A 16213-nucleotide genomic window follows, 5' to 3' on the forward strand; every position below is an offset into this window, starting at 1 on the left:
GCGTCAGCAACGGGCGGTACCGGCGGCGCGGACCACCTCGACTGCGTCCAGGGTGGTGGACCGGGTGGTCACGGCCAGGGCGTTCATGGCGGTGCTGTTGTCGCGGGCGGCCTCGGCGGCGGACAACGGGACGGCCATCAGCTCCACCTTGTAGTGCTGGCCGTTCGCGCCGGAGAAGTATTGACGGCCGTGCCAGGACGTCAGCTTCGTGGGCTCGCCCCAGTCTGTAACGAACTGGACGTAGCGCCTCGGGTCGTGGTTCGTCAGGTTGCGCATGGCGAGGATCAGGGTCTCGCCGGGAGCGAGGTTGGAGCTGCCAGTGAAGTCGGCGCAGCGCAGGACGTCGCTGCCGTCCACCGGGGATGAAATCGTGCCGGTTGACCGGGAGACGGCCCGGGAATCGCCGCGGAAGCTGGTCAGGGCCAGGGTCACGCCGATCGCCAGGGTCAGCCCGAGAATCGTCGCGGCCAGGGCGAACCGGCGATCCGGTGGCGGCTCGGGGAGTTCCTCGACCGGTGGCGGCTCGGGGGGTTTCTCGACCGGCGGCGTGCTCGTCTCGATGACGACCAGGGCGCCCTCACCGGCGCTGAGCCGCAAGGGGTGCTGGCCCGAGGGGCCCTCCGCCAGGCGGGCGCGGACGTGGTTGTACAGATCGTCCACGGTCACGGGGCCGTCGCGGCCGGCGAGGCCGGAGATGACGGCCTCGGTGAAGTAGGACGGCTTGGCGGCGGAGGGGCTGGCATCCTCGAAGCTGTACTCGTGGTCGCCGGAGGCGGTGATGACGGCGACCCCGCGGGCCGGGCCCGGGTCGTGGACGAGGGTGGCGAACGCGGGCTCGGCCGAGCGGGCGCGCATGCCATGCAGGAAGGCGCCGCTGAAGCAGCAATCGACCAGGACGAGTGTGGCCCGGGACCGGCTGTGGCGCAGGCAGTCGCGGACCCACTCGGCGGAGACGGCGGTCGAGCGCAGCCGCGAACGGTCGGTGTCGGCGAAGGCGAAGTGCAGGCATCCGCGGCTGTCCAGCACGCCGTGGCACGAGAAGTAGAGCAGGTTCAGGGCGTCGCTCGCGTGGGCGGTGCCGAAGAAGTCTTCGATCGCCAGTCGCACCGGGTGGCACGTGCTGTCGACGACCGGGGTGACCGTGTAGTCGCCGCCCTCCAGGACGCGGGACAGCTGCTCGGCGTCGTGCGCCGGGGAGCGCAGCGGGGCCAGGCCGGGATCGGTGAACGTGCCGCAGGCGAGCAGCAGCGCGCGACGGCGGCCGGTCATGGCTCGGGGTCGGTGTGGCGCAGGTAGTGGGCGACCAGGGCGTCACGCTGGGCCCGGGTGACCGGCCCCCGGAAGCGGCGCCCATCGATGTCGATCTCGACCTCGGCCGGCTGACGGCTGAGCCACGATGCGAGAACGGTCATCAGGGTCTCGACCACGGTCGGAGCCAGGGTCACGACCAGGGCGCCGATGGCCAGGGCCTCGCCCGACCTGGTGCCGGGCGGGGCGGCGCCGGCGGAAGCGGGGCGCACGTCGTCGACGCCGGTGCGCAGGAGGGCCTCGCGCAGGTTCTGGCTCAGGATCTGGCGGTCGTGGTGCGGGGACAGCACGGTCAGCGAGATGGGTTCCAAGGGACACCGACTTGGTACGCAGGGATCCGGCCCCAGGAACGGTACGTATCGGACGACTGCCCAAGGAACGGGCGAAGGGCTGCAATCGGCGGCCGAGTGTCCTACCCCGAAAGTGATCCGGAGTAGGTTTTGGGCATGACCGTTGTGTCCATTCGTAAGGTCGGGGATCCGGTGCTGCGCCGGGCCGCCGAGCCTGTCACCAGTTTCGACGCCGAGCTCGGCCGGCTCGTGCGCGACCTCAACGAGACCCTGGCCCAGTCCCGGGGGGCCGGGCTGGCCGCGCCGCAGATCGGGGTCGGGCTGCGCGTCTTCGCCGTCAACCCTGACCTGCCCGGCAACGAGGCGCGGCTCGACCACCTGGTCAACCCGGTGCTGGAGTTCCCCGACGAACAGGAGCAGGACGGGCCCGAGGGCTGCCTGTCGATCCCGGGCATCTACCTCGACACCAAGCGCCGGCTCAACGTGGCGGCCAAGGGCTACACCAAGCTCGGCGACCCCGTGCAGATCGTCGGGGCCGGGCTGCTGGCCCGCTGCATCCAGCACGAGACCGACCACCTCGACGGGGTCCTGTTCATCGACCGGCAGGACGAGGCCGGGCGGGAGCGGCTGCTGGCCACGCTGCGCGAGGCCGCCTGGTTCGGCGAGGCCCAGGTGAAGGTCAGCCCGCACTGACCAGTGGTCCGGCCAGGGTGCCGCACGGGTTCGGGCGGGACCCGGGCGCGACGACGGTGGACACCACGCAATCGAGAGCATTGGGGGCTCGACGTGGCATCCACCCTGAACGATGTGCACCACGAGTACGGCCGGGCGCTGCTCGGCTATTTGAACGGCTTCGCCACGGCCAGCGGGCAGAGCGCCGAGGACCTTCTGCAGGAGACGATGATCCGGGTGTGGCGGCACCTGGACGACCTGCCGGCCGAGCCCGGGCACGCCCGGCGCTGGCTGTTCATCGTGGCCCGCAACGTTGCGATCGACGCCGTCCGGCGCCGCCGGGTCCGCCCGGCCGGGGTCGAGCTGGTCGACGTGTTCCCGGCCGCGCCGGCCGACGACATCACCGACACGGTGGTGGCGATGGAGTCGCTGCGGTCGGCGATCCGCTCGCTCAGCACCATGCACCAGCGGATCCTGGCCGAGCTGTACTTCGAGGGGCGCTCGACGCGGGAGACGGCTCAGCGTCTCGGGGTGCCGGTCGGCACGGTGAAGTCCCGCGCCTTCTACGCCCTGCAGTCGCTGCGGCGCTCGATGGCGGGGGTGAGTACCGTTCAAGCGTGAATCTTGTTGAGCTGCGCGAGGTGCGCTTCCGCCGTGAGGGCAAAGAGATCCTGCACGGGATCGACCTGACGGTGCGTGAGGGGGAGCACTGGGCGCTGCTCGGGCCGAACGGGGCGGGGAAGAGCACGATTCTCGGGTTCTGTGGCGCGCTGACCCACCCGACGTCGGGCACGGTCCACCTGCTCGGGCACCGGCTCGGCCGGGTCGACCTGCAGGAGCTGCGCCGGCGGATCGGGCACGTGAACCCGCGGCATCCGCTGCGATCGCCCCTGACCGTGCGCGACGTCGTGCTCACCGGAATCACCGGCTCGATGGAGCTGCCGGGGCGCTGGCGGCCCGATGACGAGGAGCTGAGCCGGGCCGACCACCTGATCGCCGACCTCGGGCTGGCCGCGGTGGCCGGGGAGCGCTGGCCGACGCTGTCGCAGGGGGAGCGGGGCCGGGCGCTGATCGCCCGGGCCCTGGTCAGCCGGCCGCGGCTGCTGCTGCTCGACGAGCCGTCGACCGGGCTCGACGTGGCGGCGCGGGAGCAGCTGCTGGAGACGCTGGACGGGCTGTTCGCGGCGCAGCCGGGTCTCGCCTCGGTGGTGGTCACCCACCACCTCGAGGAGCTGCCGACGACGACCAGTCACGCGCTGCTGCTGCGGGGCGGCAGCGTGGTGTCGGCGGGCGAGGCCGTGGCCACCATCACGTCCGAGAATGTCTCGGCGGCCTTCGGCCATCCGATCGGCGTGACGTACGAGGACGGGCGGTGGGCGGCGCGGGCCCGGCCCCGGGTGGCGCAGCCGACATGAGGATCGCGGTCTTCGGCCGGGCCAACGTCGACCTCACCGTCCGGGTGCCCCATCGAGCTTCGGAGGGCCGCACGGCGTTCGGGTCGCCGCTGGTGGTGACGGCCGGGGGCAAGGCGTTCAACCAGGCGTGCGCGGTGGCCCGGCTCGGCGGGCGGGCCGCGCTGATCGCCAACGCCGGCGACGACGAGTGGGGCCGGCTGCTGGCCCGCACCCTGACCGAGTTCGGGGTGGACGCCACCGGCTTCCGGTTGCTGCCCGGGGTGACGACCGGCGCCGCCATCATCGAGGTGACACCCGACGGCGAGTCGTACGTGACGTTCGCACGCTCCCCGTCGACGGAGCCACGGCCGCCGGACGCCGCCGGGGTGCGGGCGGACGTCGTGGTCGCCCAGCTCGACGTGCCGGCAGCAGCGGTGACGGCGCTGCCCCGGCCGCGGTTGCTGATCGGCAACCTCATCCCCGACCCGGGCCTGGACCGCGCCTTCCTGGCCGGCTTGGACTTCTACGTGGTCAACGAGCACGAGGCGGCGGCGGTGCTCGGGACGTCGGAGGTCGACGCGCCCGCCGCCGTGGACGGGCTGCTGGGGCTCGGGATCCCGGGCGTCGTGGTCACCGCCGGGCCGCGCGGCGCCGCGTACGGCCACCGGACCGGAACCACCGGTACGGTGAGCGCCCCCACGGTCGACGCGGTCGACTCCAGCGGCGCCGGCGACGCCTTCCTGGCCGCCCTGGCTGTGGAGCTGAGCCGCGGCCACCCGCTCCCGGACGCCGTGGCCGCCGCGGTGCTCGTAGGAAGCCGAGCCGTCCAGCAGCGGGGCTCCCTGCTGCGCTGACCGCGGCCGGGGACCCTGGTTCAGGGGACCAGGGTCACCCACGGGGCCCTCGGACGGGGGCCGATGTACGAAGATCGGAGCATGCGGAGTTTCGACGTGGTGGTGGTCGGGGCGGGACCCGGCGGCGAGGTGGCGGCCGGGAAGCTGGCCGAGGCCGGGCTCAGCGTGGCGATCGTGGAGGGTGACAAGGTCGGCGGCGAGTGCTCCTTCTACGCCTGCATCCCGTCCAAGGCGCTGCTGCGCCCGGGCGAGCTGGTGGCCGAGGCCCACTGGACGGCGGGGGTGGTCACCGGGCCGCTCGACGTGCCGGCGGTGCTCGACCACCGGGACGATCTGATCGGGCACCTCGACGACGGTTACCAGGTGCCGTGGCTCACCGAGCGGGGCATCACCCTGATCCGGGGGTGGGGCCGGCTGGCGGGCGAGAAACGGGTCGCGGTCGGCGACGAGATCCTCGAGGCCCGGCGGGCGGTCATCCTGGCCGGCGGCACCCGGGCGGCCCGGCCGGACATCGACGGGCTGGCCGAGGCGAGGCCGTGGACCAACCGGGAGGCGACGACGGCCGGGGCGATCCCGGAGTCGCTGGTCGTCCTCGGGGGCGGGGTGGTCGGGGCCGAGCTGACCCAGGCCTACTCGTCGCTCGGCGCGCGGGTCACGCTGATCGTCGGCGACCGGGGCCTGCTGCCCCGCGAGGAGGACTTCGCCGGCGAGCAGGTGGGGGCCTATCTCAAGGAGCAGGGCGTGGACGTACGGGCCGGGGTGACGGCCACCTCCGTACGCCGCGACGAGCGCGAGGTGACGGTCAGCCTCAGCGACGGCACCCGGGTGACGGCCGCGGAGATCCTCGTCGCCACCGGACGGGTCCCGCAGGCGGCCGAGCTGGGCCTCGACCGGCCCGGCTTCGTCGAGGTGGACGAGCGGATGCGGGTGCCGGGCTCCGACTGGCTCTACGTGATCGGCGACCTGAACGGCCGGGCCCTGTTCACGCACATGGCCAAGTACCAGGCGGGCATCGCGGCCGGTGAGATCCTCGGCCGCAGCATCGTCACCGAGCACCTGGCCGACGGGCCGAACGCGCCGCGCGTCATCTTCACCGAGCCGCAGGTGGCGGCCGTCGGCTACACCTCGACCTCGGCGGCCGCGGCCGGTTTGAAGACGCGGGTGGTCGACGTGGAGACCGACGGCAACGCGGGTGGCCGGTTCTCCGGCGGGGGCGGCGGCACCAGCCGGTTCGTCATCGACACCGAGCGCGACGTGCTGGTCGGGGTGACCATCACCGGCACCGCGGTGGCCGACTTCCTGCAGGCGGCCACGATCGCGATCGTCGGCGAGGTGCCGCTGCGGCGGCTGCGGCACGCGATCCCGGCCTTCCCGACCCGCAGCGAGATCTGGCTCAACCTGTTCAACGCCCTGGGCCTCTGACATGGAGACGCTTCTGCGCGGGCGGCGCCGCGAACAGGAGGAGCTCGACCGGCTGCTGCGCGACGTGCGGGCCGGGCAGAGCCGGGTGCTGGTGCTGCGCGGCGAGGCCGGCACCGGGAAGACGGCCCTGCTGGAATACCTGGCCGAGACCGCGGCCGGCGAGCGCGTGGCCCGTGCGGCCGGGGTCGAATCGGAGACCGAGATCGCCTACTCGGGGCTCCAGCAGCTGTGTGCGCCCCTGCTGCCGTACCTCGACCGGCTGCCCGAGCCGCAGCGGCAGGCCCTGGCCACCGGTTTCGGGCTGGCCGGGGGTGACCCGCCGGACACGCTGATCGTCGGGCTGGCCGTGCTCGGGCTGTTCGCCGAGGCCGGGGCCGAGCAGCCGCTGGTCTGCGTGGTCGACGACGCGCAGTGGCTGGACCGGATGTCCGAGGTGATCCTGACCTTCGTGGCCCGGCGGCTCGACGCCGAGTCGGTGGCGCTGGTCTTCGGCGCCCGCAGCCCGGGTCACGAGCAGATCCTGGGCGGGCTGCCCGAGCTGCTGGTCGAGGGCCTGTCCGACGCCGACGCCCGGGCCCTGCTCGACTCGGTGCTGCCGGACCGGGTCGACGCCCGGGTCCGGGACCGGATCGTGGCCGAGACCCGGGGCAACCCCCTGGCCCTGCTGGAGCTGCCCCGCGACCTGAGCCCGGCCGAGCTGGCGTTCGGCTTCGGCGGCTCCGGCCCGGCCCCACTCGCCGGGCGGGTGGAGGACGAGTTCGGCCGGCGCATCGCCGCCCTGCCGGGCGAGACCCGCACGGTCCTGCTGACCGCCGCGGTCGAGCCGGTCGGCGACGTGCCGCTGCTGTGGCGGGCCCTGGACCGGCTCGGGGTCGGCATGCACGCGGCCGGACCGGCCGAGACGGCCGGCCTCGTCGAGATCGGCACCCGGGTCCGGTTCCGGCACCCACTGGTGCGCTCGGCCGCCTGGCGCTCGGCGCCCCGGGCCGAGCTGCGCCGGGTGCACGCGGCCCTGGCCGACGTGACCGACCCGGCCCAGGAGCCCGACCGCCGGGCCTGGCACCGCGCGCACGCCGCGGTCGGCCCGGACGAGGCGGTCGCGGCCGAACTGGAGCAGTCGGCCGGGCGGGCGCTGGCCCGCGGCGGCCGGTCGGCCGCTGCGGCCTTCCTGGAGCGCGCGGCCCAGCTGACCCCCGACCCCAAGCCGCGCGCGGCCCGGGCCCTGGCCGCCGCCTGGGCCCAGTTCGCGGCCGGCGCCCCCGCGCTCGTGCCGGAGCTGCTGGCCGCGGCCGAACTGGGGCCGCTCGAGCCGTTGCAGCAGGCCGACGTGGAGGTGTTGCGCTCGCAGTTGGCGTTCGCGCTCAATCCGGGCCGCTCGGCGGTCGAGCCGCTGCTGGGCGCCGCCCGCCGGCTCACCGGGCTCGACCAGGACGCGGCGAGCCGGACCTACTTCGCGGCCATGGGCGCGGCCGTGCACGCCGGGCGGCTCGGCGAGGACGACCTGCGCCGGGTCGCCGCCGAGGCCCGGACGGTGCCGACCGAACGCAGCGCCGTCGGGCAGCTCCTCGACGGCCTGACCGCCTGGGCGGTGGAGGGTCCGGCGCCCGCCATACCGCTGCTGGCGCGGGCGGTCGACGCGTTCGTGGCCGACGCCGACCTCGACTCGCTCTGGATGGTCGTGCCGGCGGTGCACGAGGCCCGTGACATTGAGGCGTTCCACCGGCTCACCGAGCGCGCGGTCCAGCGGGTCCGGGACGGCGGCCGGATCTCGGGGCGGCCGGCGGCGCTGACCTTCCGGGCCGGGGCGCTGCTGCACGCGGGCCGCTTCGCCGACGCGTCCGTCCTGGTCGACGAGGCCCGGGCCTTCCAGCAGGCGACCGGGATGTACGCGCCGCCGGGGGCCGAGTTGTCGCTGATGGTCTATCGCGAGACGGAGCCCGAGGCGCGGGCGCTGCTCGACGCGATGGCCGGCGCCGCCGCCGAGCGCGGCGAGGGCCGGGTGCTCGCCCACGTCGACTACCACCGCGCCCTCCTGCACAACCAGTACGGCCGCCATCAGGCCGCGGTGACGGCCGCCCAGAGCGCGCTCCAGCAGCCCGATCTCGGCATCCACCGCTGGGTGCTCACCGAGCTGGTCGAGGCGGCCGCCCGCGCGGGTGACACCGGCACGGCGGCCGCGGCCCGCGAGCGCATGGCCGAGCTGACCGCGGCCAACCCCACGGCCTGGGCCCGGGGTGAGCTGGCCCTGGCGTCCGCTCTGATCGAGGGCAAGGAGGACCACTTCCGCGAGGCCCTGGAGCTGCTTCCGGCGTCGAGGCTCGGCCTCGAGGTGGCGCGGGTCCGCCTGCTGTACGGGGAGTGGCTGCGCCGCGAGAACCGGCGCACCGACGCCCGGGCCCAGCTGCGCGCCGCCCACGACGCGTTCACCACCATGGGCGCGGCCGCGCTGGCCGAGCGGGCCGGGCGGGAGCTGTCGGCGACCGGCGAGACCGTCCGGGCCCGGGTCGCGGGCGCCGCCCCGGGCACGCTGACCAGTCAGGAGTCGCAGATCGCGCGGCTGGCGGTGGCCGGGCGGACCAACCCGGAGATCGGGGCCGTGCTCTTCTTGAGTCCCCGTACCGTCGAATGGCACCTCCGCAAGATCTTCACCAAGCTCGGCATCACCTCGCGGCGTGAGCTGGCCAAGGCGCTGGACCACCGGTAGCCCGCGGGGGACACCCAGGGTGTCACCCTGGGGCGATCGGACCGCCCGGCGCGGGATCGTGGGAGCCGATTCCACACCAAGGGGAGCCCACGATGGTGGAGTACCAGCTCGAGCTGATCGTTCTTCCGGTTTCCGACGTCGACCGGTCCAAGGAGTTCTTCAAGCGGATCGGCTTCCGCGAGGATCTGGACTACATCGACGGGGCGGAGTTCCGGGTCGTGCACTTCACCCCGCCCGGGTCGGGCTGCTCGATCGTCGTGGGCACCGGCATCGGCACCGCCGTGCCGGGCTCGGTGGAGAACGTCCACCTGGTCGTCCGGGACATCGAGGAGGCCCGGGCCGACCTGGTCGGCCGGGGTGTCGAGGTCAGCGAGATCTTCCACGACGAGGACGGGGTGTTCCACCACGGCGGCACCGACAAGCGTGCGCCGGGGCTCTACCCGGGCCGGGCGTCGTACGGATCGTTCGCGTCCTTCAGCGACCCGGACGGCAACGGCTTCCTGCTGCAGGAGGTCACCGAGCGCTACCCGGGACGCTGATCCGTCAGGACAAGCGGCCCTGGTCGCGCTGCGGCGGCTGGTCGTCGTACTGGCCGGAGGGGCCGTGGTAGACCGGGCCGCCGCCGTTGGGGTAGGGCCAGGCGTTGGGCTTGCAGCCGTGCATGCCCAGGGTCTGCTGCTGCATGACGGGGGCGAGCCGGCCGACACCGGGGCAGAGCTCGTGGCCGTGGCCGAGCCGGTGGCCGACCTCGTGGTTGACCATGTACTGCCGGTAGACGCCGAGGTCGGCCGCGTAACCGGGGACGGCCTTGACCCAGCGGGCCACGTTGAGCACCACGGCGTCGCCGTTGCGGCAGGACGTGTAGCCGTCGGCGATGTCGGCGCAGAGCCGGTCGCGGGTGTCCGGTGTGGCCAGGAAGATCGTGAAGTCGTACGGATCGGCCGGGCCGACTCGGCGCAGGCGCAGGTCCCCGCCGCCGATCCAGCTGCGCCGGTCGGAGAGGATCGCGGTGACCGCCTCGGCGAAGGCCGGGGTCGACAGGTTCTTGATGTCGCGCTCGACCGCGACCCGGTAGCGCAGCAACCGCCCGCCGGTGCCGGCGATCGGCGTCTGCTGGCCCGGGGCCAGGAGCCACTTCACGGTGCCGTGGGCCGGGTAGGTGACCAGCTTGGGCGGGGTCTTGGCCGGCGCCTCGGTGGCGGGGGACGTGGCGACGGGCGGCTGCAGCCAGGTGTCCGCGGTCGCCTGGACGGCGGGCTCGCTCGACGTGCCGCACGCCGCGAGCGCTGCGCACAGCGTCCCCGCGATCACCCACCGGTACATCTTTGTCCCCTTTCCGCCGCGTCAGCCTGCCCTATGTGACGTATCGGAGGGGTGACCGAGGTTGCAGAGCATGAGACTCGACACAGGATCGATCATGATGCGGCCCCGATCCGGAAACGGATCGGGGCCGACGGGCGTACGGCTCGAAGGGGTCAGACGCAGCGGTGTCCGGCCGCGCCCTGGTAGCGGGACACGAGCGGGTAGCGGCAGATGTCGCTGGTCCGCACGACCTGGCCGGTGCTGTCGGTCAGCGTGGCCGGCAGGGTGGCCGGAGCCTGGCCCTTCTCGACCCAGCGGGTCAGCGCGGCCAGCGCGTCGGCGTCGTCCACCTGCGGGCCGTTGCCGGTGCCGGCCCCGCAGTGGTCGACGCCCGGCAGCAGGAACAGGCGGTAGAAGTTGTCGACGTTCTTGTTGCCGCCGAAGAGCCGGTTGACCCGCTGGCGGTACTCGATGGTGCCCCGGGTCGGCACGAGCTGGTCGGACTGGCCGTGCCAGCTCAGCAGCTTGCCGCCGGCCCGGGCGAACTTCGACAGGTCGGGGTCGCCGGTGCCGATGACGTTCTTGAACTGCTTCTCCGAGGAGGCGAGCAGCTGGTAGAACGTCTTGTAGTCGAGCTTCGAGGCGTCGTAGGACGGGTTCCTCGTCACGAAGTACTTGGCCCAGATGCTCGCCACGAAGAACGGCGTGCCCGGGGTGGCCAGGCTGTCGAGGTTGGCGCCCTTGTTCGGGCCGACGTAGCCCTTCGGGCCGGCCCAGATCTTGTTGACCGCGTCCGCCGTGGCCTTGTTGACAGTGATCGTCCGGCCGTCGCACACGATCTTCGTGCCGACCAGCTTGCGGGCGTCCCACTTGCAGTCGACCGGGTTGTCGATCACGCCGTCCCGGACGCCGTCCTTGGTGTCACAGGCCTTGACCGCGGCGCCGGTGAACGCGTTCAGCTCGCACTGGGTGGGGGCGACGCCCAACTCGTTGTAGACGGCCTGCGACCAGAGCGTGCCGATCGCGAACCGGTCCCAGTCGAGGGCCGGCGCCTTGGCCAGGATGCCGTCGAAGTCGGCCGGGTAGTCCTGGGCCTCCTCGTAGCCCTGGCGGCCGCCGGTCGAGCAGCCGTTCCAGTACGAGTAGCCGGCCGCCTTGTGGTAGAAGCCGGCCGTGACCGACTTGCCGACCACGGCCATGTCGTGCAGCGACCGGGAGGCGAAGTTCTGCAGCAGCGGCGTGTTCAGGTTGCCGTCGGACGTGAGCGCCCAGCCGCTGACGTCGACCGGGTCGGCGCCGACCCCGGCGTCGGTCGAGGCGGCCGCGTACCCGGCCTTCACGCCCACGACCAGCGGGTGCAGCGGCTCGCCGGCCAGGTAGGCGCTGCCACCGGTGGCCTGGAAACGGCCGTTCCACAGCTTGCGGTCCTGCGGCAGCGAGACCTTGATGGCGACGTGGTCGTTCGCGCCGGGGTGGGTCACCGTCACGGTGATGTCACACCAGGCCGGTACGCCGCTGATCGGCGCATAGTTCTGAATGCTCTCCGGCGGCGGCGGGAACGTGATGGTGCCGCCCGCGTGGGCGGCGGCCGTCACCTTCTCCACTGTGGTGCCCGCGGGCGCGGAGACGGGAACGGCGGCACAGCCGGCGGCGGCCGGGGTCTTGCCGGTGGCGTCGGCGGCCATCGGGATCAGCAGCGCGGCCGCCACCGGCACGGCCGCCGCCATCAGGACGATCAAGCGTCGTTTCATGCCGATCACCCTCACCCGGGCCGCGGCCCCCGCGCCCCAGGAGTCACCACTGGACCGCACCCTGGGCCGGGACCCGTCTATAACCCGGGTCACACCCGTGCATCCAGGGCGGCGGCCAGCTCCCGCCGCGAGCCGATACCGAGCTTGGTGAAGACCTTGCGCAGATGCCACTCGACCGTACGCGGGCTCAGGAACAGGGTGGCCGCGATCTCGGCGTTGGTCCGGCCGGCCACCGCGAGCCGGGCGATCTGGCCCTCCTGGGCGGTCAGGTCGACCGGCGCCCCCACGGCCCGGGTGCGGACCGTCTCGCCGGTGGCGGTCAGCTCGCGGCCGGCCCGCTCGGCGAACGCCTCGGCGCCCATGGTGGAGAACGCCTCGTACGCGGCCCGCAGCTCGACCCGGGCCTCGGCCCGCCGGTTGTCGCGGCGCAGCCACTCGCCGTACAGCAGCCGGGCCCGCATCTGCGGGACCGTCATCGCGGCCGCGCCGTAACCCTCGACGGCCGCGCGGAAAAGCTCGTCGGACGGCTCCACCAGCGCGTCGGCCAGCGCCTGCGCGGCCCGGGCCCAGCCGTTGCCGACCGCCGCGGTCCGGGTGGCGAGCCGGTCCCGGGCCTCGGCCGCGACGGCGGGCTCGCCGGCCCGCACGGCCGCCTCGACCAGCTCGCCCAGGGTCCACTGATAGATCGCCGGGTCGGGGTACGCGGCGCCCTCGCGCGCCGCGGTCAGGGCGGTCCCGTACTGGCCGAGCCCGTTGCGCAGGACGGCCTCGGCGTACGCGGTGAGGCCGAGCAGGCGTCCCTGGCCGCGGGCCCGGGCGTCCGCCCGCGTGCGCTCGATCAGCTCGGTGGCCTCCCGCTCGCGGCCCCGGTGGGCGGCCAGGGTGAGCGCGGCCGACGGCGTCGTGCGGACGGTGGTGGCCGACGAGAGCGCCTCGCACTCGTCGAGCAGGCTCGAGGCGTCCGCGAAGCGGCCCATCATCACCAGGTTGCCGGCCCGGAAGGTCAGGGCCGTGGGCAGCATCGACAGCGCGCCGATCCGCCGGGCGAAGCGGATCGCCTGCTCGGCCCGCTCCCGGGCCAGGTCGATCCGGAAGATCTCGTGGGCGGCCGGCGCGGCCAGCCACAGCAGGCCGAGGTCCTCACGCTCGTTCATCGCTCGCAGCGCCTGCTCCAGCAGTGGGGTCGCGGCCGCGTGCCCGGTAACGGCCCAGGTGGCCAGCGCGGCCAGGAACTGCCCGGCGAACCCGGGCACCGGTGGCAGGTTGCGCGCGGACTCGGCGGCCAGGCGCAGGTCGCCGGCCCCGCCGAGCCGGCCCGAGTACATGGCGGCGCCGATCGCCATCAGGTACGTCTCGGCGGCGGCCGGGGCGTCCAGCGACTCCAGCTTGCGGGCGGCGGCGAGCAGCGGGTGCACACTGCCCGCGTCCGGGTTGAGCAGGAAGGCGGCCCGGGCCCGGAGCCGCTCCACGCCGGCCTGCTGCAGCGGGGTCAGCGGGGCCAGCTCCGCCGTGGCCAGCAGGGCCGGCACCAGGTCGGGGGAGCCGGCGTCGGCCCGCGAGCGGGCGGCCCGCAGCAGCAGATCGGCCCGGCGGCCGGGGTCGAGGGTGAGCTCGGCCGCCCGTTCCAGGAACGCTGCGCCGGCCGAGCGGCCGCCCCGGGCCAGCGCCCGTTCGGCCGAGCGCTCGAGCTCGGCCGCCACCTCGTCGTCGAAGCCGAGAGTGGCGTGCGCGCGGTGCCAGGCCCGGCGGTCCGGGTCCTGCTCGGGGTCGGTGACCTCGGCCAGGACGCGGTGCACCTCGCGCAGCTCGGCCGCGTGCCCGGAGCGCCAGGCGGCCGAGCGGACCAGCGGGTGCCGGAACCGCAGGCGGGCGCCGATCTCGATCAGGTCGGCCGACTCGGCCGCGGTGGCCGCCGCGGGTTCGACGCCGAGCCGCTCCAGGGCCCGCCACAGCAGCGGCACGTTGCCGACCGGCTCCAGCGCAGCCGCCAGCAGCAGGCGCCGGCTGTCGTCGGGCAGGGCCGCGATGCGCCGCTGGAAGCCCTCCTCCACCCGCCCGGCGACCGGGGCGGTGCTGGTGTGGACGCCGAAGCCGAAGGCCAGTTCGGCCGGGCTCAGGCCGCGCGGCAGCTCCAGCAGGGCCAGCGGGTTGCCGCGGGTCTCGGCCACGATCCGGTCGCGCACCCGGTCGTCGACCGGGCCGGGCAGCACCGAGTCGAGCAGCGCCCGCGCGTCCGCGTCGGCCAGGCCCTCGACGGCCAGGCCGGGCAGGCCGCGCAGGGTCGGGTCGTCGGCCGGGGTGCGCACGGCGAAGACCAGGGCGACCGACTCCGCGTCCAGGCGCCGGGCCACGAAGCCCAGGATCGTGGCCGACATCCGGTCGAGCCACTGCGCGTCGTCGACCACGCACACCACGGGCTGCTCGGCGGCGGCCTCGGAGAGCAGGTTCAGCACGGCCAGGCCCAGCACCAGCGGCTCGGGCGGGCGGCCCGCGCTGAGGCCGAAGGCGGTGGCCAGAGCCGTACGCTGCGGCTCGGGCACGGCATCGAGGTGGCTCAGCAGCGGCGCGCAGAGCTGTTGCAGCGACGCGTAGGCGATCTCGCTCTCCAGCTCGACCCCGGCCGCGCGGGCCACCCGGCAGCCCGGGGCGTGCCCGGCCAGGTGATCCAGCAGCGCGGTCTTGCCGGCGCCGGCCTCCCCGCGCAGGACCAGGACGCGGCTGCGCCCCGAGCGGACATCACGGACGATCCGGTCGAGCGTCTCCTGCTCCCGCCGCCGCCCGCGCAGCATGAACTCACCCGGCACGATCTCCCCCTCGACCTGCGGGAGCGTACACGGGATCCTGGTCCTGCCGGTCCCAGGATCGGCGGGGTGGTTTCTCCGGCCCGCGTTCCGGACGACAGTCGACTCATGGACATCGCGAATCGCACTGTTTTCATCGTCGGCGGCAGCACCGGGATCGGGGCCGGGCTCGCCCGGCGCTTCGAGGCCGCCGGCAGCACCGTGGTCGTGGGCGCCCGCAGGAACGCGGCCGTGGAGATCGACGTCACCGACGACGCCTCGGTCCGGCGAGCCCGGGACCAGGTGCTGGCGAGCCACCCCGGGCTGGACGTGGTCGTCGTCTCGGCTGGGATCATGGCGACCGAGGACCTGCGCGACCCCGCGCACTTCGACACCGCGCGCACGACCATCGAGACCAACCTGGTCGGCACGATCCGGGTCGTCGACGCCTTCACACCCCACCTGATCGGCCGGGGCGCCGGCGCGTTCGTCACCGTCACCTCGGGGATCGGGTTCCTGCCGTTCCCGCTCATGCCCACCTACGCCGCGTCCAAGGCGGGCGTGCACGCGTACTCGGAGGCGCTGCGGGCCCAGCTCGACGGCACCGGCGTCGAGGTGGCGGAGCTGGTGCCGCCGGCCGTGGCGACCGTGCCCGAGGCCAAGAGGATGAACCCGAACGCGCTGGACCTCGAGCCGTTCCTGGACGAGGTGATGGGTCAGCTCGGCGAAAGCCCGACCCCGCACGAGATCCTGGTCGAGGGCGTGCTCATGCACCGCTGGGCCGAGCGCGACGGAACCTACGACGACCTGGTCAAGCAGCGGTCGGCGGCGCTCCGGACGCTCAGCGGCCGTTCTTGAACGCGAACGGTCCGTACTCCCACTCCACGATGGCCCGGAACGCCTGCCGGACCGAGGTGTCGTCGTCGAGATCGACGTGGAAGCGGTGGTGAGCCTCGCAGTCGTAGCGGGTCTGGAAGTCGGCCTCGCCGAGCGCGGTCAAAGCCTGCCAGAGATACCTCGTCCATCGATTCACACCTGCTAAGAACGCGATCCGGCGCGCCGCGTTCACTCATGTCGGGTCCGTCACGTAGCCCAGCTCGATCGCCCGCCGGGTCAGCTCGGCCTTGTTGCCGGCGAGCAGCTTGGCCCGGATCCGCTTGACGTACGTGTCGACGGTCGACTCGCTCAGGCCCATGCGCTGCCCGGCCTGGCCGTGCGTCAGGCCCTGAGCCACCCAGCGCAGCGTCTCGGCCTCGCGCTCGGTGAGCCGGGGCGCGCGGGCCACGGGCAGCGCCGCCAGCAACTCGCCCGCGACGTAGGCGGCGCCGCGCCGGACGGCCTCCACCGCCGGCAACAAGTCGGTGGCCGCCCCGCGCCGGGTGATCAGCGCGACCGCCCCGCCGGGCAGCGCGGCCAGCAGATCGGGCGGGTGCGGCGGGCGGACCAGCGCCACCACCCGCAGCTCCTGCCACGGCACGGCGGGCGGCTGGTCGTGCAGGTCGAGCACGACCAGCGGCCGCGGCCGGGGCAGCCCGGCCAGATCGGGCAGCTCCAACGCGACGTCGAGGCCGGGCGCCTCACTCAGCAGGCGGGTCAGGCCGGCCCGCACGATCGGATCGGCCGCGACGACGGCGACGGTTTCCCGGTGGTTCTCGCTCACAACGGCTTCTCGCTCACAACGGCGAAAATCTAGCGCGGCCACGGGCGTACCGGCCGCTCCTGAGAGATTGTCCCCG

General features: G+C 74.1%; 15 protein-coding genes. 8 read left to right on the forward strand and 7 right to left on the reverse strand.

Annotated elements, in window-relative coordinates:
* Positions 1-3: 3 nt before the first annotated feature.
* Positions 4-1269: a caspase family protein gene (locus AB0J66_RS01605; RefSeq protein WP_364654750.1), complete on the reverse strand. Its 1266-nt coding sequence runs from the start codon at positions 1267-1269 to the stop codon at positions 4-6.
* Positions 1266-1619, reverse strand: a complete 354-nt coding sequence (locus AB0J66_RS01610) for a hypothetical protein (RefSeq protein WP_364654752.1) — start codon at positions 1617-1619, stop codon at positions 1266-1268. Before AB0J66_RS01610 ends, AB0J66_RS01605 begins: the two co-directional genes overlap by 4 nt.
* A gap of 135 nt (positions 1620-1754) precedes the next feature.
* Here AB0J66_RS01610 and def point away from each other — a divergent pair, with 135 nt between their 5' ends.
* The 7 genes from def (at position 1755) to AB0J66_RS01645 (ending at position 9183) form a co-directional block, all read left to right on the forward strand.
* Positions 1755-2291 carry a peptide deformylase gene (gene def, locus AB0J66_RS01615; protein ID WP_364654754.1) on the forward strand — a complete coding sequence of 179 codons (537 nt, stop codon included), beginning with the start codon at positions 1755-1757 and terminating at the stop codon, positions 2289-2291.
* Between the two features lie 93 nt (positions 2292-2384).
* Entirely contained in the window at positions 2385-2891 is a 507-nt protein-coding gene (locus AB0J66_RS01620; RefSeq protein ID WP_364654756.1) for a sigma-70 family RNA polymerase sigma factor, read from the forward strand.
* Positions 2888-3685: an ATP-binding cassette domain-containing protein gene (locus tag AB0J66_RS01625; RefSeq protein WP_364654757.1), complete on the forward strand. Its 798-nt coding sequence runs from the start codon at positions 2888-2890 to the stop codon at positions 3683-3685. The genes AB0J66_RS01620 and AB0J66_RS01625 overlap by 4 nt, the downstream gene beginning before the upstream one ends.
* Positions 3682-4518 (forward strand): PfkB family carbohydrate kinase, encoded by an 837-nt coding sequence (locus AB0J66_RS01630; RefSeq protein WP_364654759.1) that lies wholly within the window; start codon positions 3682-3684, stop codon positions 4516-4518. Before AB0J66_RS01625 ends, AB0J66_RS01630 begins: the two co-directional genes overlap by 4 nt.
* 81 nt (positions 4519-4599) lie before the next feature.
* On the forward strand, positions 4600-5940 hold the full coding sequence (locus tag AB0J66_RS01635; RefSeq protein ID WP_364654760.1) for an NAD(P)/FAD-dependent oxidoreductase: 1341 nt from the start codon (positions 4600-4602) through the stop codon (positions 5938-5940).
* A gap of 1 nt (position 5941) precedes the next feature.
* Positions 5942-8644: a BREX system ATP-binding domain-containing protein gene (locus AB0J66_RS01640; protein ID WP_364654762.1), complete on the forward strand. Its 2703-nt coding sequence runs from the start codon at positions 5942-5944 to the stop codon at positions 8642-8644.
* A 92-nt stretch (positions 8645-8736) separates the two neighbouring features.
* Complete coding sequence (locus tag AB0J66_RS01645) at positions 8737-9183, forward strand: glyoxalase (protein WP_364654764.1); 447 nt, start codon at positions 8737-8739, stop codon at positions 9181-9183.
* A gap of 4 nt (positions 9184-9187) precedes the next feature.
* On the opposite strand, the gene AB0J66_RS01650 is transcribed toward AB0J66_RS01645, so the two are convergent.
* The 3 genes from AB0J66_RS01650 to AB0J66_RS01660 form a co-directional block, all read right to left on the reverse strand.
* Entirely contained in the window at positions 9188-9967 is a 780-nt protein-coding gene (locus AB0J66_RS01650; RefSeq protein ID WP_364654766.1) for a DUF3152 domain-containing protein, read from the reverse strand.
* Positions 9968-10119: 152 nt separating this feature from the next.
* Complete coding sequence (locus AB0J66_RS01655) at positions 10120-11697, reverse strand: tannase/feruloyl esterase family alpha/beta hydrolase (RefSeq protein ID WP_364654767.1); 1578 nt, start codon at positions 11695-11697, stop codon at positions 10120-10122.
* A gap of 89 nt (positions 11698-11786) precedes the next feature.
* The gene (locus AB0J66_RS01660) at positions 11787-14501 is read right to left on the reverse strand and encodes an AAA family ATPase (protein ID WP_364654768.1); all 2715 of its coding nucleotides are present in this window, start codon (positions 14499-14501) and stop codon (positions 11787-11789) included.
* Positions 14502-14606: 105 nt separating this feature from the next.
* On the opposite strand from AB0J66_RS01660, the gene AB0J66_RS01665 reads away from it, so the two are divergent.
* The gene (locus tag AB0J66_RS01665; RefSeq protein WP_364654769.1) at positions 14607-15335 is read left to right on the forward strand and encodes an SDR family NAD(P)-dependent oxidoreductase; all 729 of its coding nucleotides are present in this window, start codon (positions 14607-14609) and stop codon (positions 15333-15335) included.
* Here AB0J66_RS01665 and AB0J66_RS01670 read toward each other — a convergent pair.
* Positions 15319-15510, reverse strand: coding sequence for a hypothetical protein (locus AB0J66_RS01670; RefSeq protein WP_364654771.1), 192 nt, complete (start codon positions 15508-15510; stop codon positions 15319-15321). The two genes, AB0J66_RS01665 and AB0J66_RS01670, sit on opposite strands and share 17 nt — an antisense overlap.
* 36 nt (positions 15511-15546) lie before the next feature.
* The gene (locus AB0J66_RS01675; RefSeq protein ID WP_364654773.1) at positions 15547-16137 is read right to left on the reverse strand and encodes a response regulator transcription factor; all 591 of its coding nucleotides are present in this window, start codon (positions 16135-16137) and stop codon (positions 15547-15549) included.
* Positions 16138-16213 lie beyond the last annotated feature (76 nt).

This window comes from Actinoplanes sp. NPDC049598 (assembly GCF_040675435.1).
In the GTDB taxonomy this organism is placed as follows: Bacteria; Actinomycetota; Actinomycetes; order Mycobacteriales; family Micromonosporaceae; genus Actinoplanes.